This is a genomic window from Paenibacillus sp. OAS669, assembly GCF_014873645.1.
Taxonomy (GTDB): domain Bacteria; phylum Bacillota; class Bacilli; order Paenibacillales; family NBRC-103111; genus Paenibacillus_S; species Paenibacillus_S vulneris.
Genome location: NZ_JADBDR010000012.1, coordinates 1 through 15,535, shown reverse-complemented (window position 1 = coordinate 15,535; position 15,535 = coordinate 1). Strand labels below are relative to the sequence as shown.

At 47.6% G+C, this 15,535-nt stretch carries 12 protein-coding genes; 3 read left to right on the top strand and 9 right to left on the bottom strand.

Features of this window, described 5'->3' with window-relative positions; all coding sequences use genetic code 11:
* Positions 1-40 precede the first annotated feature (40 nt).
* Together GGC63_RS34960 and GGC63_RS34955 are read right to left on the bottom strand one after the other, a co-directional pair.
* Positions 41-634, bottom strand: a complete 594-nt coding sequence (locus tag GGC63_RS34960; protein ID WP_318781118.1) for a hypothetical protein — start codon at positions 632-634, stop codon at positions 41-43.
* Positions 631-1,383 carry an ABC transporter substrate-binding protein gene (locus GGC63_RS34955; protein WP_192704367.1) on the bottom strand — a complete coding sequence of 251 codons (753 nt, stop codon included), beginning with the start codon at positions 1,381-1,383 and terminating at the stop codon, positions 631-633. The genes GGC63_RS34960 and GGC63_RS34955 overlap by 4 nt, the downstream gene beginning before the upstream one ends.
* Before the next feature lie 189 nt (positions 1,384-1,572).
* Here GGC63_RS34955 and GGC63_RS23260 point away from each other — a divergent pair, with 189 nt between their 5' ends.
* Positions 1,573-2,685: a Gfo/Idh/MocA family protein gene (locus GGC63_RS23260; RefSeq protein WP_192704366.1), complete on the top strand. Its 1,113-nt coding sequence runs from the start codon at positions 1,573-1,575 to the stop codon at positions 2,683-2,685.
* Between the two features lie 89 nt (positions 2,686-2,774).
* On the opposite strand, the gene GGC63_RS23255 is transcribed toward GGC63_RS23260, so the two are convergent.
* Together GGC63_RS23255 and GGC63_RS23250 are read right to left on the bottom strand one after the other, a co-directional pair.
* Positions 2,775-4,739, bottom strand: coding sequence for a hypothetical protein (locus GGC63_RS23255; RefSeq protein ID WP_192704365.1), 1,965 nt, complete (start codon positions 4,737-4,739; stop codon positions 2,775-2,777).
* Positions 4,740-5,095: 356 nt separating this feature from the next.
* A complete protein-coding gene (locus GGC63_RS23250) occupies positions 5,096-5,974 on the bottom strand; it encodes a radical SAM/SPASM domain-containing protein (RefSeq protein WP_079910969.1) in 879 nt (292 codons plus the stop codon).
* Positions 5,975-6,187: 213 nt separating this feature from the next.
* Between GGC63_RS23250 and GGC63_RS23245 the strand changes: the two genes are divergently transcribed.
* Entirely contained in the window at positions 6,188-6,622 is a 435-nt protein-coding gene (locus tag GGC63_RS23245) for a GlcG/HbpS family heme-binding protein (RefSeq protein ID WP_192704364.1), read from the top strand.
* A gap of 96 nt (positions 6,623-6,718) precedes the next feature.
* On the opposite strand, the gene GGC63_RS23240 is transcribed toward GGC63_RS23245, so the two are convergent.
* A complete protein-coding gene (locus GGC63_RS23240; protein WP_192704363.1) occupies positions 6,719-8,023 on the bottom strand; it encodes an ABC transporter substrate-binding protein in 1,305 nt (434 codons plus the stop codon).
* A gap of 324 nt (positions 8,024-8,347) precedes the next feature.
* Here GGC63_RS23240 and GGC63_RS23235 point away from each other — a divergent pair, with 324 nt between their 5' ends.
* Entirely contained in the window at positions 8,348-9,196 is an 849-nt protein-coding gene (locus GGC63_RS23235; RefSeq protein ID WP_079910972.1) for a helix-turn-helix transcriptional regulator, read from the top strand.
* Positions 9,197-9,269: 73 nt separating this feature from the next.
* Here the strand turns inward: GGC63_RS23235 and GGC63_RS23230 are convergent, their stop codons facing one another.
* From GGC63_RS23230 to GGC63_RS23215, 4 genes are all read right to left on the bottom strand, one after another.
* The gene (locus GGC63_RS23230; RefSeq protein WP_192704362.1) at positions 9,270-11,513 is read right to left on the bottom strand and encodes a helix-turn-helix domain-containing protein; all 2,244 of its coding nucleotides are present in this window, start codon (positions 11,511-11,513) and stop codon (positions 9,270-9,272) included.
* A 77-nt stretch (positions 11,514-11,590) separates the two neighbouring features.
* Positions 11,591-13,180 (bottom strand): extracellular solute-binding protein, encoded by a 1,590-nt coding sequence (locus GGC63_RS23225; RefSeq protein ID WP_192704361.1) that lies wholly within the window; start codon positions 13,178-13,180, stop codon positions 11,591-11,593.
* Between the two features lie 53 nt (positions 13,181-13,233).
* The gene (locus tag GGC63_RS23220) at positions 13,234-14,109 is read right to left on the bottom strand and encodes a carbohydrate ABC transporter permease (RefSeq protein WP_192704360.1); all 876 of its coding nucleotides are present in this window, start codon (positions 14,107-14,109) and stop codon (positions 13,234-13,236) included.
* A gap of 133 nt (positions 14,110-14,242) precedes the next feature.
* Entirely contained in the window at positions 14,243-15,139 is an 897-nt protein-coding gene (locus GGC63_RS23215) for an ABC transporter permease (RefSeq protein ID WP_412973891.1), read from the bottom strand.
* Positions 15,140-15,535 lie beyond the last annotated feature (396 nt).

The window sequence follows — 15,535 nt, the reverse complement described above, 5'->3', positions numbered from 1 at the left end:
TGGGAAAACCGCAATTCCTGCCGGAGGATCTCGGATCGAATTACTTCTTCAGCTTCATTTCCTCAATCGCCTTGTTGGCTTCCTCCTCCGCCATTCGGAAGGCCGTGTTCAGGTCCGCTTCACCGTAAATGACCTTTTTTAGGTTCGAATCCATCGCGCCAATGACTTTATCATCGTAAATCGTTCTGGCATGCGGGGAGGCGAAACGGTTGTAAAACACCGCATTTTTCATATTTTTATTTTTAAACGCGGTCTCCTGACCGAATACCTTCTTGATCTCTTCGTTTTTGAGCACCGGTATATTTCCCTTCTTGGACTCGATCATTTCATGCTCATCGGAGGTCACGTATTTCAGTACCTCCATCGCGGCATCTTTATATTTGCTCGATGCGGTAATGAAGAAAAAGTTAGGGTACGGCTGGGTGCCGATACCCGGCGCCTCTTTCACAGTAGGAAGCGAGACCATATCCCAATTCATCGTTTCAAATTCCTTAACCGCATACTGCAGGCCGAAATTCATCACAAACATGGCCAAATTCTGCTCCTTGGCAAAATCGTTCGTGAACAGCAAGCCTTTCTTTTCCTGGATAAAAGCCTTGTACCCTGCATCCTGAACGACAGGGCTTACAATCACAGTTTGGAGAAACTGCTTCCATTTGTCATTATCGATTGCAGCCTTGAGCGTCGTTTTTCTACAATATCCAGCGACATCGGATTCATCCTCATCGGGTGGGTAACGGAGGTGGCAAAACCGGCATACTGCTTCCCTCCCTCATTCTTCGTCACTTTCTTGGATAAAGCCAGCAGATCGTCCCAGGTCATGCCGTCTACCGGATAAGGTACACCGAACTTGTCGAAGATATCTTTGTTGTAGTATAAAACGAGCCCGCCTCCGTTAACGGGAAGCCCGTATAAACCTCCCAGCTGTTTCGTCGCATCAAGAAAGGTAGGTTCGAACCGGCTTAAATCTACATTATGCTTTTTGGCAAGCTCCGAAATATCATATTGAAACCCATTCTGAATCAGGCTGCCGGCAGCGCCGCCGATCGAATCGAAAATGATGTCTATAGGCTGACCGGCCGTGATGAGCTCTGGCAGTGTGCTTCCTTTTTGATTTACAATATAATGGAGCGTGTAGTTAGGAAATTTGGCTCTTAATGCATTCCCCCAGCGGTTATTGAACTCCTCCTCCGTGTTGCCTGCCGCACCGTATATCACAAGCCCGGCCTTCTCCGTGCTCTTGTCCGCTGCAGGCTCCTTGGAAACAGTCGGTGAACTTGGCGGGGTCGTCGAAGGGTCATCCTTGGGTTGACTCGAACAGGAAGCCATAACGGCTAAGACAAGGAATGCTCCCAACATAGGCAATCGTTTCATATTCGGCATGCGATAACCTCCTATTCTGGTAAAACAGTAAGGGCATGTTACCAAGGAGCATTCTTTTCGTTATGACAGCGCTTACTTTTTATACTCTTATTGTATGGGATTTAGTCAGGAAAACATTTCATTTTTTTGTTCAAAATGTTATATTTTTTGTTCTATCTATATCTGCTATCCCGAAAAAAGGAGAATCCAATGAAAACGATAAAGCTAGGCATGATTGGCAGCGGCCATGTAAGCAACCGTTACTTCGAGCAGGCTGCCCAGATGGAAGGGGTTCGTTTTGTTGCAACCTGTGCCAAGCATAAGGACAACGCGGCAAAAAAGGCTGCTGCTTACGGCATCCCAAGCTGGTATGACGATTACCGGGTGATGATGGATACGGAAGAGCTTGATGGCGTAGTCGTCACTACTCCCCATTCCATGCATGCAGAGCCGGTGCTTGCCGCGCTCGAAAGGGGATTGAACGTACTTAATGAGAAGCCTATGGCCACCTCCTTTGAGGACTGCCAAAGGATGACGGCCCTAGCCGAAGAGAAGAATGCTATCTTCATGAGCCTGCCGTTCGATTGGAACCCCGCTTTTCTGGCGGCCTGTGAATATATTGACGAGCGGTATATCGGGAAGATTACAGGGGCTGAAGCGCAGCTTTCCCTTCCGGGGCCTTGGCGCGACAATTGGTATTACAATAAATCGATTGCCCATGGAGGCGCCGTTCTGGATTGCCTGGTATATCCGGTCAGCCGTCTTGTCGGGCTGTTGGGACCGGCAGTCAGCGTCATGGCTGAAGTCAATACGCTAATTCCTTACCGAATTGTCGGGGATGGCAAAAAAGTGCGCAGCAATGTGGACGACAATGTGACACTCATCGTCCAATTTGCGGGTGGACAGCATGCCGTTATCCGTTCCTTGTGGGGACTATCGTACAAGCAGAACAACACCATCATCTATGGCCGCAAAGGAACCTTGGCCCTGAATGACAGCGGATTCCCGTTGGTGATCCATACGACAGGAGAACCTGTTCCCGGAGCAGAGCAAGTAACTTGGCGCGGGCTGGAGTCTTGCTACACCCCCTCGGAGAGCATCCGCAAGCAAAAAAAAGAAAGCGTGATCGCTCACTTCGTTCACTGTCTTAGAAGCGGCGAGCAGCCGGCCCAATCGTGCAGACAGCAGTTGCATGTTCATGAGATCCTGTTCGGGGCTTATCAATCAGCGGAATCCGGTCAACGATACTCGTTGACGACTACCTTTCCTCCCCGCTCCGCGTTGGACCCGAGCCTTTTTGATACCCGAAGCGGCTATATTTAAACCTAGTATTCTAACGATCCTTCAAGGAGCACAAATGAAAAGCTTCTGAAATGCAAAATAAGGCTTTGCCGAAGCAAAGCCTTATTCCCTCAATCTTGAGTACGATACCCGATATGCTGCAGCGCAGATGCACCCATCCGATCCTTCAACTGCTGCAAATATAAGCTCCGCGGCTCCACATGCTCTCCATGGGAATCCCAGAAGCCGTCGGGACCTCTATTGCCGCCCGGATCTTTTTTCCCGACATGACCGATAGCCCAGTTCTGTGCAGTAGGCGGCTGATGCGTAACCAGCGTCCCTTCCGTATTCCACGCCACATAATTGGCTCCCGCCCAGCCGTGACCCGAGCCCATATTCAGACGGTTCATCAAGGAGATCATATCATGCACGTTATCGTACAAGCCTCCAACCGACCACCGATGATGCGGTTCACTCCAGGTTAACGGCTGCTCGCCTTCACAGTCCAGAAACACATTGGGGCCGGTTACTCTGGAGCCAAGCGTAAACCCGTGACGGTTATTCAACGCAAAGCAGCGCAGCACCAGTCCGGATTGTCCGATCAAATAGAAGCCGTAACGGCCGACATAAATATTCGTCTCATAGAAGGTACGGCCGGTAGGATCGTAGCCTTTACCGCTATAAAATTTTTTGTCTGCAATCAGGGACGAGCTGTCCTGAATCGTAATCCACTTGGACCCTCGGCCTGTTCGGAAGGCGCCATTCGTACTGTTAAAATGCTCTGCCGTTACATTGCGGACCCAGCCGTTCCTGCAATAATCCAGATCGATGAATTCGTTGGCATGCCGCGTATCGTCCACCCCGTCGCCGTTCGGAAGCCAGAATGCTATCCCTCTTAAGTTCTCTACGCCGACCTCACTAATCCGGGCCTGATCATTGAATTTATAAATCCGGCCTCCCCCCCAGCGGTCTTCAATCGCATTCATCAAGGAGGAATCCACCGTGATCTGATTGCCTTGAATCGCCGTAATCATATGCTCGAATTCCAGCTCGAACGGCGACCATTGCGTGATCCTGGAGCCGTCGGAGCGCGGCGGAATACGGTCCATGCCGATTTCATGTATCCAGGCCGCATTGCCGCTTCGTTGTACAATGACAGCGTCCCCAACACTAAACCCGTTGGCATCCTGCACCCTAAAGGTATTGGCTCCCACTGGCACATAGCTGTCCGTGATCTCACTGCTGTCGCCTATTCGTTCCCGAAATGCCTCTTCCGAACCATAAATTTTGATGATTCTGCGCCGCTCGCTCCCGGTTGCGATAAGGATCGTGGCGTCTTGCCCTTCCAAATGTTCCTTTAGCTGCTCAAGACTCGAGCATTGGTCCGGATCGTGCCACAGCTTGCGGAAATCTCCCTGCCCTTCTCCTCTCAGCACAACGCCGCTAGCTCTGATTTCGAGGGAGGAGGCGATCTCATAAATCCCTTTTGTCAGCAGGATTGCACCGCGATGACCATTAGCATCCAATGGCAATCGGGATACCCGGTCTATCGCCTCCTGAATATGGCTCGTATTATCTCCCGGTACCGGAGATAACGTCACCTGTACGGGCACTTCGGGTATGGCCTTCCCGCCGCCGCGATATCCGACTCCCGAGAAATCCGGAAGCCGGTTGCCGCGATAATCGGGCAAATAGATCATAGCACCTGCCTCATCGATGTAAGTGGCCCTGCTGCTGCGTGCGGGAAGCTTCTCAACGACGGTAAAATAAAAAGCATCGGTGCGGCTCGCCCCTCCTGCCAGGGATAGCTCCACATCGATTTTGTAGCCTCCCTGCCGTCCGCAGACTTCCTGAAAACCAACCATCGTTCGGACCTTTGCCGCGACATCCCGCACCTCGGCGGACAACACAAGCTCGCCGGACTGCAGATGTGTTATGGTGACCCTAACATTGCCTTGCTCAGCCGCCGTAATCGCCACCTTAGGGTAACGGTCTCCCGGTGCCAATATAGACGGATAACCTATTCGAATGTCCATGCTTTCATGTATCAGCTCCACCGAAGCTTCTTCCTGCCATACTGTCACATCATTCTGCATGATGTACCTCCATATTGTTTTCTAAAAGATTCCGGCATTCATACAGAAGCATATACCGAACAGGCAGATGAGGAAATGTCCAGTCTTCATCTCTTTTTGCTCCATTATCATATTTGGAACAGAACATGACCCAAGCATGGGGTGACTTGGCTTCATAGCTGATTCAGGTTCTTTGCGGGGAGACCCGAAATATGAGAAAACCTCTATCGAGGAGGCCTTTCAAAGACGTGCGGCCGCGTTTTGAGGCAGGTTTTATCGCCGAATAGAATGTACACATCCGATGACCTCGGAGTCTTATGAATTTTATGGTAAAAAAATACAGCACGCCCACAAATGGACATGCTGTATAGGCATCATTATGCATTAAACCTTCTGCGGTACCCGCACTTTCTGCAAAGCTCCTCCACAATCTCTCTCCGCGAAAAGCCGTCGTAGAGCCTTGTCGCTCTCTCGCCTTGAATAATTTCGGCGAAGGGCTTCTCATGGACATTCCCCAAATTGATGACTCCTTCCCCATCCAGACAGCAAGGGACCACCGTGCCATTGGACAATATAGCGGCCTGGTTGCGAAGACCGTGGCAGAAGCCCCTGCCGTCGTCCTCATCCTCTTTCAGATCAGGCCATTGGAACTCGTGATCCTGGTTAATATAAATGCGGTCCGCAATTTTCGTTCCGCTGCCGCGAACCACCTTCTCTTCGATGTTATAATCCAGCTGGAATTCCTTCTCTATCATATCGAGAATTTCCCGATTCCGTTGGCGCTCTGCATTCGTTGCATTATCCTCAGTAAGGTTCCATAACCTTAACGAAATGGTGACGTTGTTCTTCTCGGATGCTTCCCTGGCAAAGGAGAGCACATTGGCAATATAGCCTTCCTTATCTGTTGAGCCTTCATGCCCGTCGAAGCTGTGGAGCGAGATATTTACCTGACGCAAAGCCGGTTTCATTAGTATCTTGTGCTTCACCTTGGGGATTAACGTTCCGTTCGTCGTCAAATTCACTTTGAAGCCGCGCTCATGGCTTAAATCCAGCAGCTGGTCAATCTTCGGATGAAGCAGCGGCTCCCCTTTGACATGAAAATAAATATAATCGGTAAAGGGCCTTACCTCATCAAGAATATGGGTGAACGCATCCAGCTTGATAAAAGTCGCTTCCCGCTTGGTAGGAGGGCAGAAGGAGCACGCCAAATTGCACACGCTCGTTATTTCAACATAAAACTTTTTAAATTTTCTCATCGCTGTATCCTTCTATGATTAGATTCTACTCTATTATTAACTACTCTATTATAATCCAATCATGGCACAATTCCATCTATTTATCCAGCTGCATCTAATGGTAATGCAGGCAGACCCGGCTATCTATGACCGAAAAATAGATCCGAACCCTCCTCCCGGCCCCTGCATACGCTATGCCATAGGCAAGTGACCGTAACTGAAGGAGCGAGGCAAATGTCTGTTTTGTCATTGGAAATCGCCAAGTATTTAATGAGGGTAGCCGAGCAAAAAGCGAAGGAGCTCAGCATTGCCGAAGTCATCGCCATCGTCGACGAAGGAGGCAATCTGTTAGCATTCCAGCGAATGGATGATGCCAAGCTGGGAAGCATCAGTATTGCCCAGGACAAAGCCTGGACCGCGTTGGCATTGAGAGTGCCTACGGCCAATTTGGCCAAAGCCGCGCGTCCCGACGGAGAATCGTTCGGCATTAACACGACAAACCACGGCAGGGTCGTTATTCTGGGCGGCGGCGTGCCGATTACCTGGAACGGGAAAATCATAGGAGGCATCGGTGTCAGCGGAAGCACGAGCGCGAACGATGTTATCGTGGCCAACGCCGCCATTGAGGCATTCGAAGCCCTCCCTCATGCCAGGATAGGAAGAAGCTAATCTATTAAATTTCAAAACGCTCCTGCGGCTCTCACGAGTCACAGGAGCGTCTTTATTGTTCATTGGCATCAATCTCATGTCTTGATAGAGTTCTGTCTATTTGTTCGCTTCCGAAGCCAGGATTTGATTGGCTTTTTCTTCAGCTGACCGCAGCGCCGTATTGATATCTTGATTCAAAGCAACGCCGACGGCTTCGTTGTAGGTTTTTTCCACTAAGGAATCATACTTGGTTTTGTAAGGCACAGGGGCGAATTTATTGGTAAATACCGCCTTCAGGTTTTTGGATTTGAATTTGCTGTCCTGACCAAACGCGTTTTTCACAGCCTCGTTGTTTAACACCGGCATAATGCCTTTTTTGGACAGCTTCATCTGCACTTCTTCCGATACCAGATATTTAATGATCTCCATGGCTTCATCCTTGTGCTTGCTCGTCGAGGTTACGCTAAAAAAGGTAGGGTACGGCTGGGAGCCCACACCCGGCATATCCTTGAACGTAGGGATCGGCACCATATCCCAGTTAAGCGTATCATACTCCTTATTGATGAACATGGCTGAGGACAAATACATGAACATAGCCGCCTCCTGCGTCAGAAAGTTCGGCATACGGTTATTTTTGGCGGTAAACGCGTCAAGCCCTGCGGCTTTATAGGAGTTGAGAAAAGCCGTTTCATAATACTTTTTCCACTGCTCGCCCGATATGGCTGATTTCAATGCATCCTGCTTCAGGTAGGGCTGTGACAATTGATTCATGCGAAGCGCGTGGTTAGCGGAGGTCGTATAGCCCACATACACATTGCTGTCATCGGATCTGCCCAGCTTTTTGGCCAGTTCATTCAATTCATCCCAGGTCATCTGCTCTTTGGGGTAGCTGACGCCGAATTTATCGAACAAATCCTTGTTATAATACAGGATCAGGTTATTGTTGAATACGGGGACACCCCACATTTCCTTCCCGCCCGAAGCCATTTTGGCGGCATCGACGGTTACCGGCTCCAGGCTTCCCAAATCCAGGTTATGCTTTTTGATCAAGTCGGTCATATCCATTTGCAGCTGGTAATTTTGTACGGTGCTGAAGATCCCGATGGAATCAAAGTAGAGATCGATCTGCTGGCCTGCAGTTATCATTTCTTGAATGGACGGGCCTTCCTTCTTCCAAGGCAGATAGGTCAGCTTGACGTTCGGGTATTTAGCGGCAATCAAATCCTGGAACCGTTCGTTGAAGCTTTCAACTGAATCACCGCTTGCCGATACAACAAAGAGCTCTACGGGCTCGGTGCCCATTTTGAACGCTGCCGGAGCAGTTGGACTGGGGGCAGCAGATTGGTTTCCGCCGCTGCACGCCGTGACAGTGACCACCAAGAGGGGTGGAACCAGCCACCGCAGTATTGTCTCTCTTCTCATCCTTACCTTTCCTCCCACAATATCTTTTTTCATGTATCGCCATCGAAGTCCAGAAAGACAGCGCTTACACAAGTAAACCCATTATATGGAATTCAGGCTGGGATCCTGTAGTACAAAAATAGGATAAAATCGTTGAATCCTAACATGTTTGTTCTCTTCCCAAAACCCCCGCTCCCTCCCTTCTCTGCTGCCCTAAGGTGCAACCGCTTGATCCTATACACCTTCTAGCCATTGCCGTATACTTAAAGATAAGCAGTACATCCGCTGTACCCTGCACCATACATGCGATGAAATCGTTCATTCTTAACATGAAAGGGGATCATCATGCTGCCCTTTATTCTGGCCAATGCCCATCCTCAACAGCAGCTCCCTCCGCTGTATATTTACTGCATAGGCTATCATGAGCAGAAGCCGACCTTCCGGCCCACGGGTTTTCCCGTGTATCAGCTGTTTATTACCCGCAAAGGAAGCGGCATCTTTCGAATTCATGGACAGCAAGACCTCCGCTTAACGGAAGGGACCGTGTTCTTGTTAGGCGAAGGCGTCCCTCATGAATATTTCCCCGAGAATAAGGACGAGGGCTGGGAGCTCGGGTTTATCGGCTTTCAGGGAGAAGCCTCCCGCATAGCCGCCGAGGCTGCGGGGTCAGGCCACTGGCAAAGGCTGCCCAGTGAAGAGTTTGAGTTCATATGGTCGGAGCTGATCCGGCTGTGGCACAGGATCAATGACGGCAAGCCGGATACGGTCTGGGAAGCCTCGCACCGTTTATACGGATTCTTGCTTAGCCTGCAAAAGCATAGACAGGGGGAAGGCTGGCAGGAGGAGCCGCGCTCCCGGGAGCAGTCGAACCAGGCTTTAAAGAACGCGGTTCATTTTCTGGAGGAGCATTATAACGAGCACCTTCATTTGTCGAACGTGGCCCGTGCGGTCGGTTATTCCGCGCAGCATTTTCACAGGCTCTTCCTGAGCGTCTATGGCTTGACGCCGAACCGGTACCTCCAAATGGTCCGCCTGCGCAAAGCCTTGCAGCTATTCCAGCAGCATCCCGGGATAGCCGTTGACGAGGTAGCCGGACAAGTCGGAATGGAGACCAGCTATTTCATCAAGGTGTTCAAGAAAATGTTTGGAACGACACCGAAGCAGTATGTCATTCAATATATGGGCCAGCAATGATAGGAAGACCATATCGCCGTAAGACGGCTGCAAAATCAACCCATCAAGTGGGGCTATTTGAGCTATTCTTTTTTCACTCTTTGAATTGGATTCTATATTCTCCAGGCGTAACTCCAACCAACTGCTTAAATCTTCGAATGAAGCTCGATACATTATAATAACCGACTTGCTCGGCTATAACCTTTAATGGCAAGTCTTGCTCGGTAAGCAACTGCTTTGCGGCTTCCATTCGCAGGCTTGTTGTATAGTCCAACAGCGTTACCCCGGTTTGGTCTTTGAAATATTGGCTTAAATTCGGAAGTGCAATCTTGAAATGCAGGGCCATGTTTTGTAGAGTGAAATCGCATGACTTGTAGTTTTCTTTGATGTACTCGATCATCTGGTCTACTGACCGCCCCGTTCCTACCTCCTCCTGTACACTTTTAAACGCTTCACAAAGATCGAAGCAAAGCGACTTTATCAATTGCTCAAAGTCATCAATCGTATCCAACTGCTCCAAGGTAAAAACATCAGGATACCCGTTAAAGCTTTGATCCTGGAATTCCAACTCATTCCACGTCCTATTTACAGTTCGGATAATATCCAGACAAAGACTTCTTGCAACGATGAGTGGCGGCTGTTTCTCCCTTATAAACCGGATCATGGAGGACAGGATTGCCTCCACTCTATACCCGTTTCCAGTTCGTATAGACTGCCCTAAACTCTCCATATCTTCGAAAGGATACTGATCTAACGCAGGGTTGGACGGAATGTCCTTATAATCTATGACCCTATCGACTCCCTGCAAGAAACAGTAACCAATGGCTGTATTCGCTTCCAAATAGGAGCGGGAAACTTCCGGCAAAGAACACTCACACCCTACTCCTAGGGTGACAGCATCATGATAAGCAGAACGCAGCGATTCCTGAAAACCGAAAATAAGTGCCATGAACCGGTCCGTGTCCATTTCGTCCGTTACCATAATGAATATATACTTGTTTTTTTCAATGTGCTCCATGCCCAATCCCTGCAGATGCTCAGGCAGAAAGCTTTCCAGGCTATGTACAGACAAGTCGCCGCGATCCCGTTCATGGAACTTCTGAGCCAGCTGGACAATGACAACCCTAAACAAAGACCCTTGAATCGGCAGCCCCATTTCGTCACTATACATCCGCAGCTCTTCCGAAGAGGCGAAGTCACCTTTAATCAGGGATAGAACCAGCTGTTTCCTAGCTGCTGCATCACGGGTACGCACCTTCTCGTCCAGCTGTCGGTTTTGAAGCGTTAAGGAGCTTAGTGCATGACGTACTATCTCCAACTCATGCATAGGCTCTGCAGGGGAAAACATATGCTCCGTTTCTAATTTCAACAACCGGATCGGACCATAATTCCAACGCATTCCCAAGAAAACAATCACACAACCGATAAGAAGGACGGCAGCAATCCCGTAGATAAACATTGTTTTGGCCTGCTCAACTTTTCCCAGCACATGACTGACAGGCAGCAGAGTGACGTACTTCCAGCCGGTTTTCTCAGATTTGACAATAAACAAATATTGCTCTTTCCCGCCGATGGTTATTCTTTGGGAAGCCTCATCTAACTGAGAAGCGGAAAGTTTGCTAATGTTCTCTGGCCCGAATTGCTCTATATTCCCCAACCCGGTAATTACCCGGTTGTTTGGGTCGAGTACCCAGGTCGATCCCCCCGTTGAAATATAATTCGATAAGAGCTGATGGATAGAGCTCTCTTTAATTAAATAAACTAGCGTGGCATATGGCTTGTTTTTGTTAGGAAGAACAGGGACCGCGATTCTCAAATAGCGTTCCTGGCCCCGTAAATCTTGAGCAGGAGGCATAATCAGCTGTTTGGATAAGGTATTAAGATCCTTGACCATCTGTTCTTTAGTCCAATCCGCAAATTGGTAAACCTCACTTAATAAGTTTACTGAATACACGCTGCTGCTGGTGTAAACCGTTTCTTCACCGTAGTAGTGCAGCCAAATTTCCTGGACAAACGGATTCATTTTTTGATATTTTTTTATTTCTCTAACCATTCCCCATGCCTTAAATCCTTGTTCGTCAGAGACCCTGTACTGGGAAAGACGGTTATCTTCAATCATCAATTGATACGTAGTATCCTCCACCCGCTTGAGCTGCTCATCCATGGCATATCTAACTTTATCGAGTGTATTCATGTTCCCGAGAAGAGTCTCTTCTTGCAGCTTGTCGAGGAATACGTCATAAACAAGAAACGTCATCACCGTAACTGGAACAAGCAGAATAAGAAGATAAGAAACCAAATAACTGACAAAAACTCGGTAAGCTCTTGCCCTTCCCATGAGCTTCCCCCCTCCCGCAAGTATAGACATAAAGGAATGTAGGGCTGGATACAATGGTGTATCCAACCCTCCGTCATTTACTTCCTGTTTTGATAACGATCGTAAGCCGTTTGTTGAATTTTTATTGCTTCCTCAATCCCCATCTTCTTTAAAGTAGCCACAAATTTATCGTAGTTATCGATCGGCTCCGTACCCATAATAAATTTGATCCACATTTCCTTTACGTACGTATTTACCTCGCTCATAATGCTGCCGAGCTTCTGGCTCTCCTCTCCGTTGAAGGATAAAGGAGGAATAAGGAGTGAACGGTCTGCTTTGAACCAAATATCGTTAGCTTCCGTCGCTTCCGGATAACGAAGCTCAAACGATGCCCAAGCATTAAAATCCATGACCTTGACCATTCCTGTTGTAGGCAGTGCGTATTTTTTGACCGCTTCGGTCGGCTCAAAGCCTTCCGGATTATGAAATACCTCATCGGTGAACGTCTTTTTGCCATTGTTTGTTGTATAGCTCTTACCTTCAATGCCCCAGTTCTGAAGGTCGCTTCCTTCCGGGCCAATCATGAAATCGAGCAGTTTGACGGCCGCTACAGGGTCTTTAGCCTGGGAGCTTATAAACACGCCGTCCAGTGGAACGTTCTGAACCATTTGGGAGTGATTGCTGTATGATTTACCGGCAGGACCGATAGGGGGAGCAACCCCTATCAGTTTAAAATCAGGCAAGCTGCCTTTCATCTGATCTTTGAAGGCATTGATTCCGGTAATGACTCCACCGTAGGCTCCGATCGTATTCTTAGCAAATTTCGCCTCAAACGCCTTCTTGTCCGTCGCTGCAAATTCAGAATCGATAAGCCCTTCTTTAAACCATTTGTTCATGGTTGCCACATAATCTTTGAATCCGGGTTCGAGGGGGCCGAAGGTCACTTTGCCCGTTTTCGAATGAAGTTGGAATCTATCGGCCAATATTCCCCAGCTGGTAGCAAACGAACCAATGCTTCCGAGACCATCCCCCCGGTCCCCTAAAGGGATCTCGTCATTTACCCCGTTTCCGTTCGGATCCTTATCCTTAAAGGCTTTAAGGACAGTATACCACTCATCTATCGTTGTCGGTTGTTTCAATCCGACTTTGTTTAGCCAATCTTCCCTAACCATTTGTCCGGAATAAGCAATTCGGTGAAGATCGATGTCGATTTGCGGAAACTTGGCAATGGTACCGTCGTCCAACACAACTTGCTTACGGATTTCAGGATTGTCGTTCAATATTTTTTTATAATTAGGCGCATATTGATCAATCAAATCATTCAGCTTAATAGCCACGCCATCCTGAACCAGCTTCGCAATGCCCCCTGGGTAATTGCTAGGAGCGTATATGATATCCGGGTAAGTACCCGAAGCAAGCATGATATTAAACTGGGATCCGTCACCGGGCTGTTGAAATTTTATTTTGGTATTTGTCCGCTTTTGTATTTCTTTGTATGCTTCAATCTCCTCAAAGCCCTTTACAGCCTTTGCAGTTAAATTAGTATTCATGAAAAAGGTAAGCTCTGTCGGCTTTCCAGCCGCCCCTGTATCCTTTGCCGTCTTGTTCGGATCGCTGGAACAACCTGAGATGGCCCCGATGCCAAGTGTTAGTGAAACCATAAGTCCTGTCGCTTGTTTTTTGTTCATTTTAAGCTAATCCTCCTTCATTCTCTTTATAAACCCTCTAAACACAGTTGCAGTTACCCCTTTAATGCGCCAATCATGACCCCTTTAGTAAAATGTTTTTGGATAATGGGATACATCACCAAAATAGGCAGTGTAGCGACGATAATAGTCGCATATTTAACGACCTCTCCCAGAAAAGGATCGCTAGCCGACGATAAGTTTGTTGTGTCACTCGTACTGTTTTGGATCAGGATCTCACGCAGTACCAGCTGCAGCGGAAACAGGTCCCTGTCCCGCAAGTAGATAAGTGCACTCGCCCATGCGTTCCAGTGGGCCACTCCGTAGAACAAGACCATCACAGCAAGAAGCGGCACTGATAAAGGCAGGATGACCTTCGAAAAGACGGTCCAGTCGGAGGCGCCGTCCATTTTAGCTGCCTCCTCCAATTCGTAAGGAATCGACTGGAAAGAAGTTCTCATAATGATCAAGTTCCATGTAGCAATCAAACCCGGAACAATAAGCGACCACCGGGTATCCAGCATCCCGAGATTTTTAACAAGCATGTATTCAGGAATGAGACCTCCGCTAAAGAACATGGTAAACACGATCATCATCATCATATATTTCTTCCAATACAAATCTTTTCTAGAGAGAACAAAAGCAAAAAGTGCAGTAAAAAACACATTAAGTATGGTCCCTAGCAGGACATAGATGAGTGTATTTTTATAACCGATTCCTATCATCGGATTTTTCAACACGAGCTTATAACCTTCCAGATAAAAACCCATAGGCTTCCATAAGATTCCCGTCTGCTTAACAAGCTCGGACGGAGTGCTCAATGAAGCAAAGAGCACAAACAGAAAAGGATAGAGCGTAACTATCGTGAGAAGAATAAGAATAAAATAATTGCAGGTATCGAAAATTTTATCGCCCAAGCTTCTTTTTATCATTGATTTGGCTCCCCCCTAGTCTACAGAATAAGCAATACTTAGCCAGTATAAAAGTAAGCGTTTACTTTATGCCCAAATAACGTCAACTAGGTACATTCAATATTCATGTCCCATATGCTTTTACTGCCGGCTTTTACCACAGACTAGTCTCGTTAACTTTACGACTGATCCGGTTAGCGATAATTAGCAGCAAAAAATTTATGGCGGAATTGAACAAGCCTACAGCCGTGCTGTAACTATAATTTGCTTCTAATATCCCTCTTCGGTAAACGAAGCTGGAAATGACATCCGCCGTTTCATAGGTTTGTGAATTATACAGTAGAATGATTTTTTCAAAACCAACGTTCATCATGCCCCCGATTTGTAAAATAAGCAAAATGACGATCGTGGGCATAATACCCGGTATGGTTACGTGGATCATCTGCTTCCAGCGTCCTGCACCGTCTACCGTAGCCGCATCATAGAGCTGCGTATCAATAGAGGTAAGCGCTGCCAAATAAATAATAGAACCCCATCCGATCCCTTGCCAAATACCGGATCCGACAAAAATCGTACGAAACAAATCAGGATTTAGCAGTAAATTTTGTCTTTCTGCCCCAAACCACGTAAGAATAGTGCTCAATAGCCCGGCTTTTTGGCTGAAATCAACGAGCATACCGCAGATAACAACCATAGAGACAAAATGGGGCAGGTATGTAATCGTTTGCACCATCCGCTTAAAAAAAGCTCTGCGTACTTCATTTAACATAAGAGCTAAAATAATTGGAGCAGGGAAGGCAAAAAACAATTCATACAAGTTGATAAGTAAAGTGTTTCGCAAAACTCTCCAAAAATAATGGCTTCCAAAGAAATCTTCAAAATGCTTGAAGCCTACCCATGGGCTGCCCCATATTCCCTTGGACGGTAAATAATTTTTAAATGCGATAATTGCGCCGTACATAGGAACGTACTTAAAGATGATGTAGTACAAGATCCCCGCAAGCGACAGCAGATAAAGATATCTGTTTTTTTTGAAATCTTTTCGTATCATCGCAAGAAACCCTGCATTGGTTCGGGTAATTGAGGAGGTACCGTTGTTATTAGCTACTGCCCTAATCATATAATCTCTCCTTCCGCCATTCCATGACTATGTCCTCCCCTTTTACCCTATCAACATGACGGCGATTGTACAATGCGCAAAAATTATGTGCAAAATTTATGTGGCTTCAATAGCCCTTGACTAATTGGCAAAAGCTCTTGCTATAGCTTCTAGATAACCTGATAGAAGGTTCTAACCGTAACCAATGCCCCACATGAACAAAAAACATCACTGGAGGTAAATTAAGGGTTCCTTCTAGAGTAAAGGGCAGATAAATTTCTGCCCCTCCTCATCAAACCGTACGTGAGGTTTTCCCTCATACGGCTTTCCGATGTTCGTCATTCATGT

Coding starts and splice junctions, on each gene's coding strand:
- GGC63_RS23260 (WP_192704366.1), top strand. CDS start 1,573: ATGAAAACGATAAAGCTAGGCATGATTGGCAGCGGCCATGTAAGCAAC.
- GGC63_RS23250 (WP_079910969.1), bottom strand. CDS start 5,974: ATGAGAAAATTTAAAAAGTTTTATGTTGAAATAACGAGCGTGTGCAAT.
- GGC63_RS23240 (WP_192704363.1), bottom strand. CDS start 8,023: ATGAGAAGAGAGACAATACTGCGGTGGCTGGTTCCACCCCTCTTGGTG.
- GGC63_RS34955 (WP_192704367.1), bottom strand. CDS start 1,383: ATGCCGAATATGAAACGATTGCCTATGTTGGGAGCATTCCTTGTCTTA.
- GGC63_RS23255 (WP_192704365.1), bottom strand. CDS start 4,739: ATGCAGAATGATGTGACAGTATGGCAGGAAGAAGCTTCGGTGGAGCTG.
- GGC63_RS23245 (WP_192704364.1), top strand. CDS start 6,188: ATGTCTGTTTTGTCATTGGAAATCGCCAAGTATTTAATGAGGGTAGCC.
- GGC63_RS23235 (WP_079910972.1), top strand. CDS start 8,348: ATGCTGCCCTTTATTCTGGCCAATGCCCATCCTCAACAGCAGCTCCCT.
- GGC63_RS23230 (WP_192704362.1), bottom strand. CDS start 11,513: ATGGGAAGGGCAAGAGCTTACCGAGTTTTTGTCAGTTATTTGGTTTCT.
- GGC63_RS23215 (WP_412973891.1), bottom strand. CDS start 15,139: ATGATACGAAAAGATTTCAAAAAAAACAGATATCTTTATCTGCTGTCG.
- GGC63_RS23220 (WP_192704360.1), bottom strand. CDS start 14,109: ATGATAAAAAGAAGCTTGGGCGATAAAATTTTCGATACCTGCAATTAT.
- GGC63_RS23225 (WP_192704361.1), bottom strand. CDS start 13,180: ATGAACAAAAAACAAGCGACAGGACTTATGGTTTCACTAACACTTGGC.